The 17,146-nt window shown below is 43.0% G+C and carries 13 protein-coding genes and 1 pseudogene; 8 read left to right on the top strand and 6 right to left on the bottom strand.

Annotation, left to right across the window (positions count from 1 at the left end):
- Nucleotides 1–245: 245 nt before the first annotated feature.
- From GKR48_RS04805 to GKR48_RS04790, 4 genes are all read right to left on the bottom strand, one after another.
- Nucleotides 246–1,505 carry an aromatic amino acid transport family protein gene (locus GKR48_RS04805; protein WP_154627240.1) on the bottom strand — a complete coding sequence of 420 codons (1,260 nt, stop codon included), beginning with the start codon at nucleotides 1,503–1,505 and terminating at the stop codon, nucleotides 246–248.
- A gap of 311 nt (nucleotides 1,506–1,816) precedes the next feature.
- The gene (gene dcuC / locus GKR48_RS04800; RefSeq protein ID WP_036955315.1) at nucleotides 1,817–3,175 is read right to left on the bottom strand and encodes an anaerobic C4-dicarboxylate transporter DcuC; all 1,359 of its coding nucleotides are present in this window, start codon (nucleotides 3,173–3,175) and stop codon (nucleotides 1,817–1,819) included.
- 281 nt (nucleotides 3,176–3,456) lie between these two features.
- Nucleotides 3,457–3,915 (bottom strand): regulatory protein RecX, encoded by a 459-nt coding sequence (locus GKR48_RS04795; protein WP_154627260.1) that lies wholly within the window; start codon nucleotides 3,913–3,915, stop codon nucleotides 3,457–3,459.
- Between the two features lie 231 nt (nucleotides 3,916–4,146).
- Nucleotides 4,147–5,595 (bottom strand): DUF4026 domain-containing protein, encoded by a 1,449-nt coding sequence (locus GKR48_RS04790; protein ID WP_336431117.1) that lies wholly within the window; start codon nucleotides 5,593–5,595, stop codon nucleotides 4,147–4,149.
- A 265-nt stretch (nucleotides 5,596–5,860) separates the two neighbouring features.
- Between GKR48_RS04790 and GKR48_RS04785 the strand changes: the two genes are divergently transcribed.
- From GKR48_RS04785 to GKR48_RS04750, 8 genes and pseudogenes are all read left to right on the top strand, one after another.
- Entirely contained in the window at nucleotides 5,861–6,043 is a 183-nt protein-coding gene (locus GKR48_RS04785; protein WP_154602027.1) for a hypothetical protein, read from the top strand.
- Nucleotides 6,044–6,299: 256 nt separating this feature from the next.
- A pseudogene (locus tag GKR48_RS04780) lies at nucleotides 6,300–7,304 on the top strand (hypothetical protein).
- Entirely contained in the window at nucleotides 7,304–8,449 is a 1,146-nt protein-coding gene (locus GKR48_RS04775; RefSeq protein ID WP_154627239.1) for a BamA/TamA family outer membrane protein, read from the top strand. Before GKR48_RS04780 ends, GKR48_RS04775 begins: the two are co-directional and overlap by 1 nt.
- Nucleotides 8,449–9,600, top strand: coding sequence for a DUF4056 domain-containing protein (locus GKR48_RS04770; protein WP_154627238.1), 1,152 nt, complete (start codon nucleotides 8,449–8,451; stop codon nucleotides 9,598–9,600). Before GKR48_RS04775 ends, GKR48_RS04770 begins: the two co-directional genes overlap by 1 nt.
- A 471-nt stretch (nucleotides 9,601–10,071) precedes the next feature.
- Nucleotides 10,072–10,878 (top strand): protein bax, encoded by an 807-nt coding sequence (locus GKR48_RS04765; RefSeq protein WP_154627237.1) that lies wholly within the window; start codon nucleotides 10,072–10,074, stop codon nucleotides 10,876–10,878.
- Between the two features lie 381 nt (nucleotides 10,879–11,259).
- On the top strand, nucleotides 11,260–12,678 hold the full coding sequence (locus GKR48_RS04760) for an MBOAT family O-acyltransferase (protein ID WP_154627236.1): 1,419 nt from the start codon (nucleotides 11,260–11,262) through the stop codon (nucleotides 12,676–12,678).
- A complete protein-coding gene (locus GKR48_RS04755) occupies nucleotides 12,665–13,849 on the top strand; it encodes an SGNH/GDSL hydrolase family protein (RefSeq protein WP_154627235.1) in 1,185 nt (394 codons plus the stop codon). The genes GKR48_RS04760 and GKR48_RS04755 overlap by 14 nt, the downstream gene beginning before the upstream one ends.
- Nucleotides 13,800–15,026 carry an SGNH/GDSL hydrolase family protein gene (locus GKR48_RS04750; RefSeq protein WP_154627234.1) on the top strand — a complete coding sequence of 409 codons (1,227 nt, stop codon included), beginning with the start codon at nucleotides 13,800–13,802 and terminating at the stop codon, nucleotides 15,024–15,026. Before GKR48_RS04755 ends, GKR48_RS04750 begins: the two co-directional genes overlap by 50 nt.
- 91 nt (nucleotides 15,027–15,117) lie before the next feature.
- Here the strand turns inward: GKR48_RS04750 and gntU are convergent, their stop codons facing one another.
- Together gntU and gntK are read right to left on the bottom strand one after the other, a co-directional pair.
- On the bottom strand, nucleotides 15,118–16,476 hold the full coding sequence (gntU, locus tag GKR48_RS04745; RefSeq protein WP_154627233.1) for a gluconate transporter: 1,359 nt from the start codon (nucleotides 16,474–16,476) through the stop codon (nucleotides 15,118–15,120).
- Nucleotides 16,473–17,015, bottom strand: coding sequence for a gluconokinase (gene gntK, locus GKR48_RS04740; protein WP_154627232.1), 543 nt, complete (start codon nucleotides 17,013–17,015; stop codon nucleotides 16,473–16,475). The genes gntU and gntK overlap by 4 nt, the downstream gene beginning before the upstream one ends.
- Between the last annotated feature and the right edge of the window lie 131 nt (nucleotides 17,016–17,146).

Raw genomic sequence — 17,146 nt, 5'->3', positions numbered from 1 at the left:
ACAAAATAAATAAGCCCACTTTAGAAACAAAAAAACCCATATTGCCGAAGCAATATGGGTCAGACCATTGACAAAACCATCGGGTTTGGAAATGGTTCTTTTGGGTTGTAAAATTAACAAGAAAAATCAATTTATTGATTTTCGCCTGATAACACAAAGAGGGAAAAACCACGCTTTTATCCCTCTTTGTCATCAACCTTCCCATATTGCCGAAGCAATATGGGTCTCGGTACAACTGAATTTAATTACGCGAACGCGCCATAAATCACAGAGGTAATTGATGCTAAACCGCATAGCAGCGTAAAGATTTGCGCTGGCTTAGAGGTACTGAACGGCTTCATTGCAGGAACAATACGCATCGCCACAACGGGTAGGATGAACAGGATTGCCGCAATCATTGGGGCACCCATGGTTTCAATCATGCCTAAGATACTTGGGTTGATAATCGCGACGATCCACGTGGTGATCACGATGAACAGTAAAGAGATTAATTCAATTTTCTTCACTGAAACTGAAGAGCGTGATTTCACTAATCCAACCAGACCTTCGTGCGCACCTAAGAAGTGACCAAAGTAACTAGAAACGATAGCGGCGAATGCCACGATAGGCCCCAAGTAAGACAGGATTGGTGATGGGTTAATGTTCGCAATATGGGATAACACGCTGATGTTTTCTTTCTTCGCGATTTCTAACTCAGCTGGGCTCAGTGACAGTACTACAGAGAATACGAAGAACATCACGAAGCCAGTTAGCATAAACGCTGCACCGCCAGTGATCATGTCAGTTTTAATCACGGCTTGGTCACCAAATTGCTGACGTTGGTCTTTTGCAAATTGGCTGATGATTGGGCTGTGGTTAAAAGAGAATACGATGATAGGAATTGCCATCCAGACAACAATCGGCATTGTGCTCCAATCTGGTGCGACTTCTAACATCGACGTATTCCACTCAGGGATCAGGTACAGAGACAATGCTAATAAGATGAAGACTAATGGATAAACCATCATAGAAGTGAGTTTCAGCATTAAATCACGACCGAATACCACACCTGCGGTCATTGCTGCAATTAACACACCTGACAGTAACCAACGTGGCAGTGGGTCCATACCAATTTGGTTAATTAAGAATGAGTCTACGGTGTTGGTGATACCCACGCCGTAAATTAATACGATTGGATAAATCGCAAAGAAATAAGCAAAAGTGATGATATTCGCACCTGTTTTACCGAAATGTTCTTCCACAGTATCGGTGATATCAGCATCGTGTTTCTTAGCCGATAAAACAAAACGCGCTAACCCTTTATGAGCTAACCAAATCATTGGTGTTGCAATTAAAGCTAATACAACTAATGGCCAGAAACCACCCGCGCCAGCTTTAATTGGCAGAAAAAGAACCCCCGCACCAACGGCGGTACCAAAAAGAGATAATACCCAAGTGAAGTCTTTATACGTCCACTTACTGACAGGTTTGTCTGTCGTGTTTACTGCGTTTTTTATTGTGCTCATACCGTCACTTCATCGTTTTAAAATGGATAAAAAAAGATGCGCGAATTTTGCATTAAATGCGTTAGAGCAACTAGCTTATTTTGATTAATCTTTCTGGCTTTTTGGTGTAGATCTCATATCTGAATCTAAAAAAATGACAATTTGTTAATAATCGCAAATAAATTTTTATCATTTGATTGAAAATACCCAAACACCACATCAAAAAAGCGTAGAGTTTTTTCTTTTAAACCGAAGTATTAACCGAAATAAATATCGATAAAAAATGGCTAGAATAATTTCTAGCCATTTTGGATGGAGAAATACCTATTTTGTTACAAATAAACAGGCACTAAAATCTCGGTAGCAATCACAACAACGATAAGCCCAACTAATACGGGAACCGAGGTTCTTTTCACCACTTCAAACGGTGAAATCTTCGCCATCCCTGATACCGCAACTACCACCCCAGAAACCGGTGATAATGTACGACCTAAGTTAGATGCCTGTAACATTGGGATGACAAGGTAAGCTGGGTTGACGCCCATTTGCTTCGCTAAATGAGGGATCAATTCAACGAATGCGTAGAATGGTGCGTTACCAGAACCTGTCGTCATCGCCGCTAACATGGTGATCACCACCAGCGCAATCATCATCACAATCGCGCCTGAACCAAAGGATTGTGCTAAGTCTATCAAACCTTTAATAAAGCCGATGGTGCTTAGACCCTGTGCGAAGACGCCGGCTGCCACTAACAGCATCACGACGGTTGCAAACGCATCCGCCATACCTCTATAGCAAACTTCTAATCCGCCATAGACATGTTTTGCACTGAAGCTACGAATAAATTCAATGATTGCAGCCATAATAATACAGCCAACAATAATGGTGACGATATGCAGTTCAGGTGCCCATTTACCATCAAACACTAATACACCGATGATTGGGGTAAACGGTAAAATCGCGTAGAAACCCGGTGCGTGGGTTTTGATTTCATTCACATCCAGCATTTCGGTTTTAACGTGCTCTTTTCTATCCAGAAAACGCTGCCAGAAGAAGTGAGCCACTGACATCGCAACAATTGCAGCGATGGAGATAGGCAGTGTGGTTTTGAATGCGAAATCAATCAGAGGCATTTCCGCTGCTTTCGCCGCTAAGATAACGTCTCCAGACGTTGGTGCCAGAATGATAGCGGCAGGTGACGCACAAATAGCCGCCGCTGCACCGCGGCTGATCCCGACGTTAACCATCACAGGGAACAGAGTTGCCATCAATAACACCCCTAAACCTGTTGCCGATGAAACTGCCAGTGACATCAAGCAAGCAACAATATACGCCGCAACCATCAATAAGTATGGGGAGTTGATCATTTTCAATGGCTTGGAGGCAATTTTAACCACCACGTCATTCGCACCAATGTGAGTCATATAAGACGCAAACCCACATAGCACCATGATCATCATACCGAGGTCACCACCTCGGCTCATTAATAAGAACTTGATGTATTCCAGAATATCAGTAACGCGCCATCCCGTTGCTTTCACTGATTCTGGTAAAATACTTTTACCCATTAACGCGGTAATAATCAGGAGTAAAATACCCCCCGTCATTAATACCCCTGTTGCAGAGTAACCCTTTATTATATAGCGCCCAACTCCAACGGCGACCAATACGCCTATTAAGAGCTCAATCATGTGTTTCTCCTGCCCGTCTCATTTTGTAATTATTGGAGGTACTCTGCCTAAAAAAAAAAGCGAAATACACTGATAATGATCATAGTAGACAATATTTTTAATCTAGAAATAGATAAAAACACAAGTCAAAAAAATATTATTTTTTGACTAAGCAAAAGAAATGAAATTCAGGGGCGTTAATCATTTAAACTAAAGTCAAATAATAGTCATTTGAACGACATTAAATGGCGTGATTATTTACATAATGACAATCATAAATAATGTAGGATTAACTGCAAAAATTAGCGTGAAAATAACTCAAATATCATATCGCCAAAAAAACCACGGTATTGCAGATAACGAATTTGTTTGCCTTTCTCTTTAAAGTCAGTTGGGATTTCATCACCAAATTTTTTACTGCGCACCTCAGATGCCTTTTCAAACCAATCCACATCAAGCTCGGCAAAATGATGTTCGACTAATGTCTCGGCAAATCCTTTTTGGCGCATTTCTTGTTTGATCCGCAAAGGTCCATAACCTTTACGCGCATACCCCTGCAATAACAGCGACACCACGCGGTCATCATCCAGAAAATGCTGCTCACTCAGTTTGTCTAACACCCCTTCAATCAACTGCTCATCGATAATACCTTCATTTGTCTCATACATACGGCGCTTCATACGGGCAAATAACTCCGCTTTGCCATAATCGCGTCTGGAAAGTAAAAATAGGGCGTATTGGTACAGTTCAGGTTGGGTCATTGTCACATTTAGCTCATTAAAAAGGGCACTGAATTCAGTGCCCTCAGACCATTGACAAACCCATCAGGTTTGGAAATGGCTCTTTTGGGTTGTAAAATTAACAAGGAAAATCAATTTATTGATTTTCGGCTGATAACACAAAGCAGGAAAAACAACGCTTTTATCCTGCTTTGTCATCAACCTCAGGGCACTGAATTCAGTGCCCTATTCGCATTAGTCAATCAAGATAGATTAATGCACTTGAGCACCACTAAGAAGTTTATAGATTGTATCAGGAGTATAGCTACCGTCCTGATAATAAATAGTCCAATCCGTGATATGGTCACGCGTTAGAGGATAAACGCCTCCCTCTTCCATGGTTTCTACGTAAAATGGGTGGTTAATCAAGCGGCCTTCAAATTGGTCACCGTTCCATGTCAATGGCTCAAACCACATATGTTCGTGTCCCTCGTCGCCATCTTCATCTTGATAACTAATGCCGCATTTGACCAGGAAGCGCCACTCTGACTCGTCCTCTTCCTCCGATTTTCCGAGTAGCTTCGCAAATAACCCTTTTTTCGGTGCGACCGGTTTTGGACCATAGTTATCTAACATATGGGTGAAATATTCCCAACGCAGTCTGGCTTTGCTAGACATATCTGCCGTTTCTTCATCGGTACGCATAAACATCATCGCATTTTGGTCTTCAAACCCTTCGAAGAAACTTTCCAATGTTGGGTTTTCTTGAGTAACACGGAATAACATTACGGACGGATGCTGGTGAGATTCGTCACGATCGTGCCAATCCCCCATAAAGCGCTCAGAGCTCATATCTCCAAACTCGAAGTTCATCTCTTCCAGTGGTTTTAAATTATCAATCGGTGTGGAAGTACCTACATGAAGGAGACCTTCTTCAAAAGGCACCGCCACTAAATACTCATAGCCGGTTTGTGTTTGCCCAATGAAAATCGGTTCATTAAAATCGATTTTTCCGTTGGTAATGCTGTTGTTCACAAAGCTCCAGAACAACTCAGGGATCCCATAATAAGACGCAATCGGGTGTGGAATAATAATTTCCGCTTCCGATAAACCGCAACGCGCTAAACCATGAGTATGGAACCAATATTTGGTTGGCGCGGAATCTTCTGAGCTTTCATCGTGATCGTAAATGGCATGTACCACATACAGAGAATCAATGCTTGGCATTAAATCGTCGATTAACTGGAAGTTAAGCCATTCACGGGTAAAGACTTTACCTGCGGCAGAAATATCCAAGCCCAATAATAAATCAGGCACTAAAATTTGGATAATTTTAAGCTGCTGTAAGTAGCTCACCAAAGGCTTTTCTTGGAATAGGCATTCAACCACCACCGCTTGTGGCGCATTGCTCGCTTCGGCATACAGCTCTTGGCTAATTGGGTCTGTCGCGAAATACGGGTTAATAGTGTATTCAGGGTCGCTTTCCACAAGCGAAATGTAAAAACGTAACTCTTCTTCGCCACGTTTGCAGGTAAAGAAGAAACCGCCGCCTTCTTCATCAGGCAGGTAGTCGATTTCCCCTTCAGTAAAATAGGTTTGCTCTTCCAGACGCTGTTCAAGTTGTAGGGAGGTCAGCTCTGACGCAGGGATTGCCACCATCATCGAGGCTTCTTTTTCCCCGTTTCCAGCAGCAATATCAAGGTATTGTTGTTTATTGTTCACTATTTTGCCCTGTTATTTATTATCTTATCGGAGGATATCAGCTTATATTCGGTAAGAATATTGTGATTATTCTTAACCCAGTCAGATAGGCGTTTAATCTCTCATAGTTAAACTAGGAGCACCAATCATCATTATTTGATGCGACGTAATTCCACTTTTCATCCCGTATTCACTAGGGCACAATGAGAATCAGCATCACCCATATTGTTGGTGGGTGAAATAATCCTTTCTTATATATAGGTTTTGAAAATAGAGGTTTTACAACATGGCTGATTTATCTGAGAAGCAAAAAGAATATATTGATGACCTCGCGATGCAGCGCGTTTTTGATATGAATAATGATGATGTCTTAATTAATGCGCTGGAACAAAAAATCCACAACATGGAAGCGCATTTAAAAGACTACTTCCATGAGCGTGTTCAGTTTCATCAGAAAAACAGCAAATAATACTGTTCTTATCCTAATGTGTGCTGAAATACCCAGAGTTTCAGCACTCTCTTTAACGCCGCAATAACACCTTCCTAATATTTTAATCACGTCTATTATATTGATAACAATACGCATTCATAGGTAGCGAAATATCATTAAAATAGCATCATGAGCCATATTATCAATTGTCATATATGCTAAACCTTTGTCGATAACTGTAAGTTAATTAATTTATTGTTTCCTTCATTCTATTCTACTAATCATTGAGTCCATTATGACACGCATTCAATACAGCGCAGCGCTGCTACTTTCCTCTTGTCTGGTTGTCCCTGCCAGCTTTGCCGATAGTGACACGCCACTATTTTCATTAAGCATGAGTGAATCTGGAGTCCCTAAAGCGAATAACGAAGGCGGCGTAACGCGTTCATCCACAACTGAATCCCGTGTATTGCCTATTTGAGGTGATGAGGCGCGCGCTCAAGGCTACGACTTACCACAGCCTTTTGGTGCTAGCTATGGCTATATGAATCTGCGTCAGGATATTGTTGTTGATAGCATTGGATTTAAATTTACATCCCCTGATTGGCAAGGAATGCAAGATGCCATCAAAATAGAGCCGGGGCATACTCGCGAAAAAAATGAAACGCATACATTGAAATTAGATGCATGGGTTCTCCCATTTATGAATATGTATGGTGTGTATGGGAAAACAAAAGGCACATCAAAAACAAACTTAAATAATGTCAGTCTCTCTTTATTCCCTGGTTTTCCTGCACAGTCTTTAGGTAAAGATATTCCTTTTGAATTAGATTTTGAAGGTAAAACTTATGGTGGCGGTGTCACGTTCGCTGGGGCGTACAATCAGTTTTTTGGTACACTAGATATGAACTACACTCGTACTAATCTCGATATTCTCGATGGAGATATTACCGCGTTTGTAGTCACGCCTCGCGTTGGTTATTAATTCGTTTTTGAACCTTTAATTGCAGGTCAAGGGAATACCAAAATTCAAGTCTGGACGGGTGCCATGTACCAAGATATTACCCAGCGCTTTAAAGGCGATGTCAGTAAACTGAACATGCCACCTGAACTAGCAGGCATGGTAAATGGTATATCTGAATATACGGATATAAAATTCGACGTTAAACAACACCTTGCCCATAAATGGAACAATACCGTCGGTGCTCGCGTTGAATTAACCCGCAACTTTAATGTCCTTACCGAAGTGGGCTTTAATAACCATAATAGCTTCTTTATTTCAGGCGAGTTCCGTTTTTAATGTTGCCACAGAAATACCTGCGTAGGCTGACACTGCTCAGCCTTATCATTGCCTTCTCCTCGCAAGCGCAAATCCTTCCTGAACGTGAGCAAATTGATGGTTGGCTCAGCGAGCTTGGGGGCGAAAACAACTTTGATGAATCCAAAACTATCGACTGGGGTGTTTTACCGGGGCCTTTTTATACCCCCGAAATGGGGTTAGGTGTCGGAACCGCTTTAGTGGGCTTGTATCGTCTCGACAAACAAGACACCAAAACTCAGCCCTCTTCGATTGGGTTAAGTGGTTTTGCATCATCCACAGGTGCTTTTGGACTAAACTTCACTAACTACAACTTTGTAGATAGTGACCAATGGCGACTGTTTGTCTCCGGCACCATTAATAATGTTCCGACGTATTATTGGGGCAAAGGATACGCTGCGGGTAAAAAAGAGAGTAATAAAGAAAAATATCATTCTCAAGAGTTCAAAATCACCCCAAGGGCTTTATATAAGCTAACCGATGCCACCTATGTGGGACTGGGATGGAATTTTTCGTCGATCAATGCCAGCGACCCCGATGAAGGGGCAAAAGCTTACTTTTCGCAGTCCGTTGGCGGGCGTTCGGTGATCAGTTCAGGTGTTAGCGCCTATTATAGCTATGATACCCGAGACTTTTTGCCCAACGCGCATCATGGGCAAACTCTCGAAGTCATCTATACCTATTTTTCACCGAACCTTGGTAGTGATACCCGTTTTCAAGCGACCCAGTTACAGTATGCCTATTACCATGAGCTCACAGAAAAAACTGTCGTAGCAGTTGATAACTATGCCCGTTTTACCACGGGAGATGTGCCATGGAACCAGCTTTCTTTATTAGGTAACAGTAACCGCATGCGGGGTTACTATGAAGGGCGCTATCGGAACAACAATATTTTTACGAGTCAAATCGAGTTGCGCCATAAATTAGACTGGCGGCACGGGGTTGTTGGCTGGTTAGGCACAGGGACCATGAGCGATTCACCCTCTGAATTAGGTGCTGGACACTGGCTGCCAAGTGCAGGAGTGGGCTATCGTTTTGAATTTAAGCCTCGCATGAATGTGAGACTGGATTTTGGTGTCGGTCGTAACAGTACGGGTGTCTATTTCCAAGTTGGTGAGTCTTTCTAATGTTTAAGCTGCTAATAACTTCATGTTTTTTATTTATGCTCGTCGCCTGCCAAACTCGCGAAGAACTGAACTTACCTGCGGCGAATCTTAATCTAGATACGACTTCTAACGAGGAAGCATCCCAAGCGTGGCCTATTCTGCAAGATCTCAAAGCCCCTCAAGGACTCCGAGCATGCTGCGCTTTTGGCGATGACCTGCAAGCAGAAGTGGCAGGTATCCCCGTTCCTTTCTATACCATCGACAACATTGTGGAAGCCGATAATCTCGGCGAGCACCATTATAATGATAGCTACTTGGCTGCCACCGAAGGTCTAATGGGGATCAGTGACGAAAAAGTGGGGATTATCTACACCACAGATGGTGGGTTTATTGATATTGCCCATGTTCGAGATACCGCCGACTACACGTTATATCTCTTTAGCCAGATTTACCCAAAGCTTGGTGAAGAGTGGACATTGACTCTCAGTGATGAACTCGCGAGCAGACAAATCCATTTTTCCGCCTTTACACCACCCGCATCCCCCGCAGAGCGCTACACCTTAAGTACCTATCTAGCGGCCAAACTCGCATTTCAGTTAGCCGCTTGGCATGAAATTGCACAATGGTATGGTTATCAATCGGTTCCCGGTTTTTCTGAGGGGATATCCGCCTTCTCTCCCGAGGATTTATATTCCAACTTAGTGGGTGCAAGGCTAGCAAGTTCGCTGATTTTACAAGGTCGTGCTGAGTCACTTGCGATATTCTCACAATCGCTCGAAGCACTGCTTCCTATTGCATTACATCAACTTGGGGCTCAAGAAAAACCCTTAACTCGCCATGAATTTAACAAAATTGATGGGCTTTGGTGGAATAGTTCGAAGCGTGTTCCAGATAAATTTTTAGTGCTCACGCGCGATTATGACACCACCGATAATCGCTATCCATTTTTACCTACTCAAGCTGTATCAACTTTAGGGCTAAAACTCAGTTTGCCATCGGAATATGCAGGGTTTACGTTATCCTCTCTCGCACAGTTTCGCTTAGTCCCCACCGATCATATGGCACAACTTCCTATTCCAGAAACATATTGGACAGTTGATGATTTCAAACGGCTCGCTGAGAATGCAAAAATTGAAGATCAGAAACAGCAAACTGTGCCATTCAACGACTAAAAAGGTCGTCGATCAATAGTAATATTTAGCGGAGACAAAAGGTCAAAAAACGGCCTTTTTTTTGACCTTTTCACACATTGAAAGTCGATTTAGATTCTGTATTTTTAACAACCAATACCTCTCATAAAATGCGAAACACCCCATTTTGTTTAAAATTTAGACCATTGATTGATTATTTTTTAAACACAATAACCCTACAATACACCTGATAATTGTTTGAAAACCAATCAAATTTAGCTTAAGTCAGATGATTGCAATGTAAAATCAAAAACAAAAATTGATAAATACAGTATTGAAAATATAAATAATGCAATTATATATAACTTAAAATCATTGAGTTAAAATAAATCAACACTTAATGACATAATAATACAGAAATTTAGTTAATGTGAGTCGGATAAAGGTAGCTCGTGAAAAATTATTCTGCTACCATTCGCTCGATTTTTGTTCAGAGAAACATAGGAGAAGCAAATGCCCTCTCGAACGATGAGGACAAACGCCGTCTTCGCTTTCTTATTTTTACTTTTGTTTTCGGGCCTCAGTTTTGGCTCCACCAGTACCAGTACGATGCTTAAAAAAGACTTCACACTGAAGTCGGCACAAAACTCAAATCAAGCAGAAACACCACTGCCTGATATGCGTAAATACCCGTCTGGTACTCCACGTAAGAAAGCGTTTTTGAAAACGATTGTCCCGGTGATTGAAAAAGTCAATCAACAGATTATGGAAGAGCGTAACTGGCTGCTTTCCGTGCGCACAAACACCAAATGGAGCGCCCAAGAGCTACGTCGCCTAACCCAAATCTGCGATAGTTATGGCATCAGTTGCAGCAACCCAAAACGTATTAATTGGGATAAGCTGTTAAGTCGTGTAGACATCATGCCAACACATTTAGTTGCGACACAAGCGGCTACAGAGTCTGGTTGGGGTACTTCTCAGCTTGCTCTACAAAACGGAAATTTATTTGGTATGCGCTGTGGTAGCGGTTGCCAAGTTAGCAAAGGAAAGATCAAAGGCTACTCAGCTTACGCTTCTGTTGAAGCAACAGTGACTGCCTATATGAAGAACATGAATACCCATAACGCGTATGAGTCTTTACGTCACTCGCGTGCTAAACAGCGTCAATCACAAGATGAGTTAGACTCCGTCAAGCTGATTAACGATATGAAAGGGTACTCAGAGTTAGGTTCATCATATAACCGCTATTTGAAAGAGATGTACGCGAGCAACGAAGAATTGATTACACAAGCTCAACAAAGAGCAGCGACTCGCAGCTAATTTTAGTATCTACACACCAGGTACACAGTATAAAAATCCACTTTTTCGAAAGTGGATTTTTTTTTGCACTTATTCCCATCCACTCGAAATATGACAACCCACCCCACCGCGGCTATACTTCTTAGACTTTGAGTCTTACATAACTCATTTTTCCCTATCCCCGATTTACTCTAAATAATTTGGATTTTAGGTAGGCGGCAAGAGAAGATATCTCTAGGAGCATACATAAGTATGTGACTAGGGTAGCTGAGCGTAGCCTACACCCCTAAAATTCGAAGTATGACGAGTAAATTGAAATATGATGAAATTCCGATTGCATAGGGAAAAAGAATAAATATTATGGTCACCCATAACAAATAACAAATAACACCTGAGTCTAATATGAATTTCTTCTCATTTGAGTTTCTTGGCTCTTTTTTAGTTTTTTTTCTTATTTATTGGGGCTGCCAACCCAGCTCTAAATTGCAAAATGGGTTGCTCATCACAGCAAGTTATTTCTTTGTCTACTCATTTAGCCCTGACTTTGCCTATATTCTGTTTGGCTACACGTTATTTATCTATTTGCTCACCAACTGGGCAACGGTTTGGTTATCTAACCGATGGGTATATTCGTTATTAGCTGTCGGGATCATTGGCTGCTTTACTGCATTTAAATATTATTCTTTCTTCCAAGAAACTATTCAGCAAACCCTCGATAAGTTTGGATTTAGCGTTGGACTGCCTGTGCTGGAACTGCTGGCACCGTTGGGGCTCTCTTTCTACGCCTTCCACTCCGTTAGCTATACCGTTTCGGTGTGTCGCAAAGAAATTGAAAAAGCCGACTTTTTTGACGTTGTATTATATTTGGCTTTTTTCCCAAGTATCGTGGCGGGTCCAATTAACCGTGCGAAAAACTTTTTACCGCAAATCCAAGCGGAAAGCCGCGTTATTCTCGACTCTCGCCGCGCCATTTTGTTAATTAGCTTAGCACTGGTAAAACTGTTTCTATTCAGCTCTTACCTTGCTGAAAACTACGTTAATCCGGTATTTGATGCTCCCGCAGGCTTTAGTGCAGGGGAAATATTAATTGCCACCTACGCTTACGCGTGGAATATCTATTTTAACTTCTCCGGTTATACCAACTTAGTCACGGGAATTGCATTGCTATTAGGTTTTAGAGTGCCACTTAACTTTAATGCCCCATATTTAGCCACCAACTTGCAAGATTTCTGGAAACGTTGGCATATCAGTTTATCGACCTTCATCATGGACTATATCTATATTCCATTAGGCGGCAGTCGCAAAGGATTTGTGCGCAAAAATATCAACGTATTAACCGCAATGTTAATTTCAGGTCTGTGGCACGGCGCGGCAATGACGTTTGTTATCTGGGGCGCTATCCATGGTTTAGGAACGGTAATTTTTAATATTAAAACTGAGCTAATGAAAAAACTGGGGAGAACCCATTTAATTCCCAATGCACACGTTTCAAAATTACTTGCACGAATTCTGACTTTCCATTTTGTCTGCTTTGCATGGATTTTCTTCCGTAGCCCGTCGTTTGATGATGCGCTGGTGATGCTTAATCAATTTATTGAACCTGGATTTATCGCCTCAATTAGCGCGAACCTCGGATTGCTGATCGCATTCTGGTTACTGTTCCTCGCCTACCCTTATTTTGTTCAAGGCTATCAGTATGTAGCCAAGAAATATCAAGATATCGCTTGGTACTATTACCCAATCCCATTAGCCATCGTGTTGACGATTATGTTTATGCTTTCACCTTCGGGAATGCCAGGATTTATCTATGCTAACTTCTGAGTTTAAAAATAACCTGAAAAAAACCGGGCAAGTGGTGCTGATTGTCATCATCACAGGCTTGCTACTGATTTGGTTAAACCAAAGCTCCTTAGAGCGGTTCTGGCAGCAAAAGTATCACCAAGATACCCCATGGGCGAAAATCAGCGGAAACCCTGTCTGGGATTACGGGAGCGCGTTACATGATGGTGTCCAAGAAGCGGGGGCAACTTTTGCCTATCACGCGTCTGGGCAAAAGGCTGCCGAAGATAAACTTGCTGCCCAAATGGCCGCTAACCACGAAGCGTTAGTTTTCCCGCAAGATTTCCGTGTCGGGCTACACTTTGTTAATGGTTATATTCATCCCGCAGAGAGCTTATCGGTCACGTTCCCTGAGTTATTAAAACGCCCTCAAGCTCGCGCTAAAATTCCGGGACGAACGTTTGCTGGCGTGACTATTGCACAACCTGAAGGGCCTGTCGTTCAAAAACAGATAGCCAATATTGCTGCGGGGGATCAGGTATTATTTGCAGGGGACTCCATGATGCAGGGCGTCGCTCCCCATGTTAAAAATATGCTGTTGAAAAAGTATAATATTGAGAGTATTAACTTAAGTAAGCAGAGTACGGGTCTCGCGTACCCTAAGTTTTTTAACTGGCCAGATACCATTGCCAAAGCATTGAACGATAACCCGAACATTAAAGTCTTAGTGGTATTTTTAGGACCTAATGACCCGTGGGATATGCCACCACAATCGGGCTATAAGTATGTGAAATTCAAGAGTGAAGAGTGGGAACAAACCTATCGCTCGCGTATCAGTGAAATTCTCACCACCGCACGCCAACATAATGTCGATGTGATTTGGGTGGGTCCACCGAATATGCGTAAAAATACCCTTTCCGATGGTATGAAATTCCTTCGTGGTCTTTACCAGACTGAAGTCGCGAAATATGGCGAAATGTACATTTCTGCCAATGACGTCTTTAAATATAAAAATGACGACTATTCCGACTATATTGGGGATGGTAGCAATGCTATAAAATTGCGCAGTGGTGATGGGATCCATTTCAGTGGAAAAGGGCAGCAAATGATTGCCGAAAGCGTATTTTCACTGATCCATTTCGAAGAGGAAGACAAGGAACCTCATGAAACTGAACAACCAGAATCAGGTCAAGAGCAAGCTACTCACAGCTAGTGTCATTACACTGCTGTCATTAGGCTTAGTCTCTTGTCAAACCCCTGATACTAAACGCGGCAAAACGTCGCAAACTCAGTGGCAAGCGCCTACAGAGCAAGGGCAGTTAGTCAATAACAGCGAACCAAACTTAAGCCAATTGGCATCTAAGCTGCGCCAAGGTGGTCAACAAGTCCATATCGTCCAGATAGGGGATTCACATACGGCTGCAGATTTTTTCACGGGTGAATTAAGAGCATTGCTCCAACAACGCTATGGAGATGCAGGCCCTGGTTTTGTACCGCCAATTTCGGTACCGGGTCAACGCACTGCCACCATTAATCGCGTCAGTGATAAGTCGGATTGGTCACTTTCCAGTAGCCGTAAAGACGAGCGTTTTGACTACCCGTTAGGTGGATTGATAGCTGAGCCACAAGGTAGCAAGAGCAATGTTTTATTAAAGCCATTGCAACCTGTTAAAAATAGTTATCGCTTACAAGCACTGTACCAAAGCTCGAATGGTGCCCAGATGCAGGTTTCGCCATCATCATCTTCGACGGTTGCCTTACCTGCCACGGGAAATAGCTGGCAATTTTCAGCACCAGTGAGCACTCAGTTGCCATCAACCGTGTCAGTTGGTGCGGCAAGTAACCTCAAAGTGGGTGGATGGTTAGTCCGTTCGAATAAACCTGGCGTGATGTTATCCGCCATCGGTTTGAACGGCGCGACCATCAACATGCTGGATAAGTGGCAACCACAGTGGAGCGCCACGCTGGCACAAATGTCGCCGGATATGGTGATTTTAGCCTTCGGCACTAACGAAGCATTTAATGACACCCTGAATTTGGCGGCTTACGAGCAAAACCTACGGGATAAAATTCGCCAGATCCGCCAGCAGTCGCCTAATGCGGTGATTATGCTAGTGGGACCAAGCGACTCAATTAAATTCAGTAATGCGGCGGGTTGTAGCGCACAGATGCCGGTAAATTTGATGGATGTGATCCGCATTCAGAAAAACATTGCTGCTCAGGAACATACGCTGTTTTGGGATTGGCAAGCTAACATGGGCGGGCCTTGTTCTATCCGCGCATGGGCATCACAAGGTTTAGCCCGTCCTGATAATGTGCATTTCTCTGCGGATGGTTATAAGAAAAGCGCCCAAGCTCTGTATAGCCAGTTTAATCAGATGCTGAAATAAACCTATTTCATTATCTTCACATACAAAAAAGTCAGCTTACCGAAGTAAGCTGACTTTTGTTTTTTACAGGAGAGATAGAGAAAAATCAGTTTTACAGGAAGGTAAAGAAAATCATCCCAACAATCGCGCCCGTCGTGCCTAAAATCGTTTCCATGATAGTCCACGTTTTTAAGGTTTGAGCTTCAGTTGCGCCAGTAAATTTACCGAATAACCAGAAACCAGAGTCATTCACATGGCTCAGAATTAATGAACCACCAGAGATACAAATCGCTAATGCCGCCAGTTGAGCTCCAGAGTAACCTAGCTCACCGATAACAGGCAGGACTAAACCAACCGTCGTTAAACAAGCAACAGTCGCAGAGCCTTGGATAACACGCACCGCACCCGCTAAGACGAAACATGCGACAGCAATCGGTAAACCTGCACCAATCAGCGAGTCACCTAATGCAGGACCCACACCAGAATCCACCAGCACTTGTTTGAACACGCCACCCGCACCGGTCACTAACAGGATGATACCCGCAGGTTGGATTGCCGCAGAACAGACCGCCATCACGCGCTCTTTATCCATACCGTAACGGAAGCCTAAGCCGTAGATTGCCAGCAAACATGCCAGTAATAATGCAGTAAATGGGTGACCAATAAATTCTAACCAATTTTCTAGATTGGAGCCTTTTTCCACAAAGTGAGTTCCGATGGTTTTTAAACCGACCAGTAATAGTGGGAACAACACAAGGCTTAAACTGAATCCAAAGCTTGGCATTTTGCCGTTTGATGTTTGTGGTGCTTGGTAGTCAGCAGGAATATCAATGTGAACAAACTTGCTGATAAAGCTACCAAACAGTGGACCCGCTAAAATCATGCTTGGGATAGCCGCACACAGACCAATTAAGATCATCCAGCCGTAATCTGCTCCCATTTGTGACGCCACCAGCATAGGAGTGGGCCCCGGCAATAGGAAAGCTGCCGCTGCTGCTACACCGGCAAACAGAGGAATAGCTAAGCGAACCACGTTGTGACCAGTACGGTTAGCGACGGCAAATACCACGCCGATTAACAGCACGATAGCCACGTCAAAGAATAATGGCAGTGCACAGATTAAACCGGCGATCCCTACCGCATAGTGCGCGCGTTTTTCACCAAAAAGGTCTAATAACTTATGAGCGACCTGATCCAATGCACCTGTTTCATGCAGGATTTTACCGAACATCGCACCTAAGGCCACGACGATAGCGAGGAATCCAAGGGTTCCCGCCATCCCTTTTTGCATGGTTGCCGTAATATCTTGCACTGGCATACCAGAAAATAGACCCGCGCCAATCGACACAATCATTAACGCCACAAAAGCGTGTAAACGCGCGTACATCACTAAAAATAGCAATAACACCACCGAGCCAACGGCGGTCAATACCAATGTTAAAGTACTTAATGTTTCTACTGGTGCGTTCATGCTTTATCTCCCGTCATGATTTGACGAATGGTTGCACAGGTATTGTCGATAACCTCATTGAGCGCAGGACGGATATCAATCGCATAAGCGTCGGCTTCTTGGGTATCTGGTTCTTGCAGTGTATCGAATTGTGATTTCAACATTTCGGGTTTAAAGAAATGACCACGACGCGCTCTTAAGCGCTCTTCAATGACTGCTGCATCGCCTTTCAGATAGATAAAATAGAGATTTTTATTATCTTCACGAAGAATATCGCGATAACTCTTTTTCAAAGCAGAGCACACAACCAGAGAAACTTGATTGGTTCTTTGCATTGCAAAAATGGCACCATTCAGCGCTTCTAACCACGGACGACGGTCGTCGTCATTCAACGCTTGTCCGGATGCCATTTTCATAATATTGGATTTCGGGTGCAAAAAGTCCCCGTCTAAAAAGGCAGCTTGTAACTGCTGAGCAACGCCACTCGCCACTGCGGATTTGCCGCTACCCGATACCCCCATTAAGACAAATGTGTAGTTTTGATTTTGGGTATCACTCATAGGAAACTCCTCGGGTGTTGAAAAGAGGTTATTTAATTCTAGATTTGAAATTTAATTTAGGTTGTTATTCCGGTACCTTGGCAGGATGTTACCGGTAACAGGTTACGGGTAACATTATTGCTAGTAGATAT

It is taken from the genome of Providencia sp. wls1943 (genome assembly GCF_009706275.1).
GTDB classification, from domain to species: domain Bacteria; phylum Pseudomonadota; class Gammaproteobacteria; order Enterobacterales; family Enterobacteriaceae; genus Providencia; species Providencia zhijiangensis.
The sequence above is the reverse complement of the archived record's forward strand: the minus strand, read 5'-3'. Positions and strand labels throughout refer to the sequence as shown.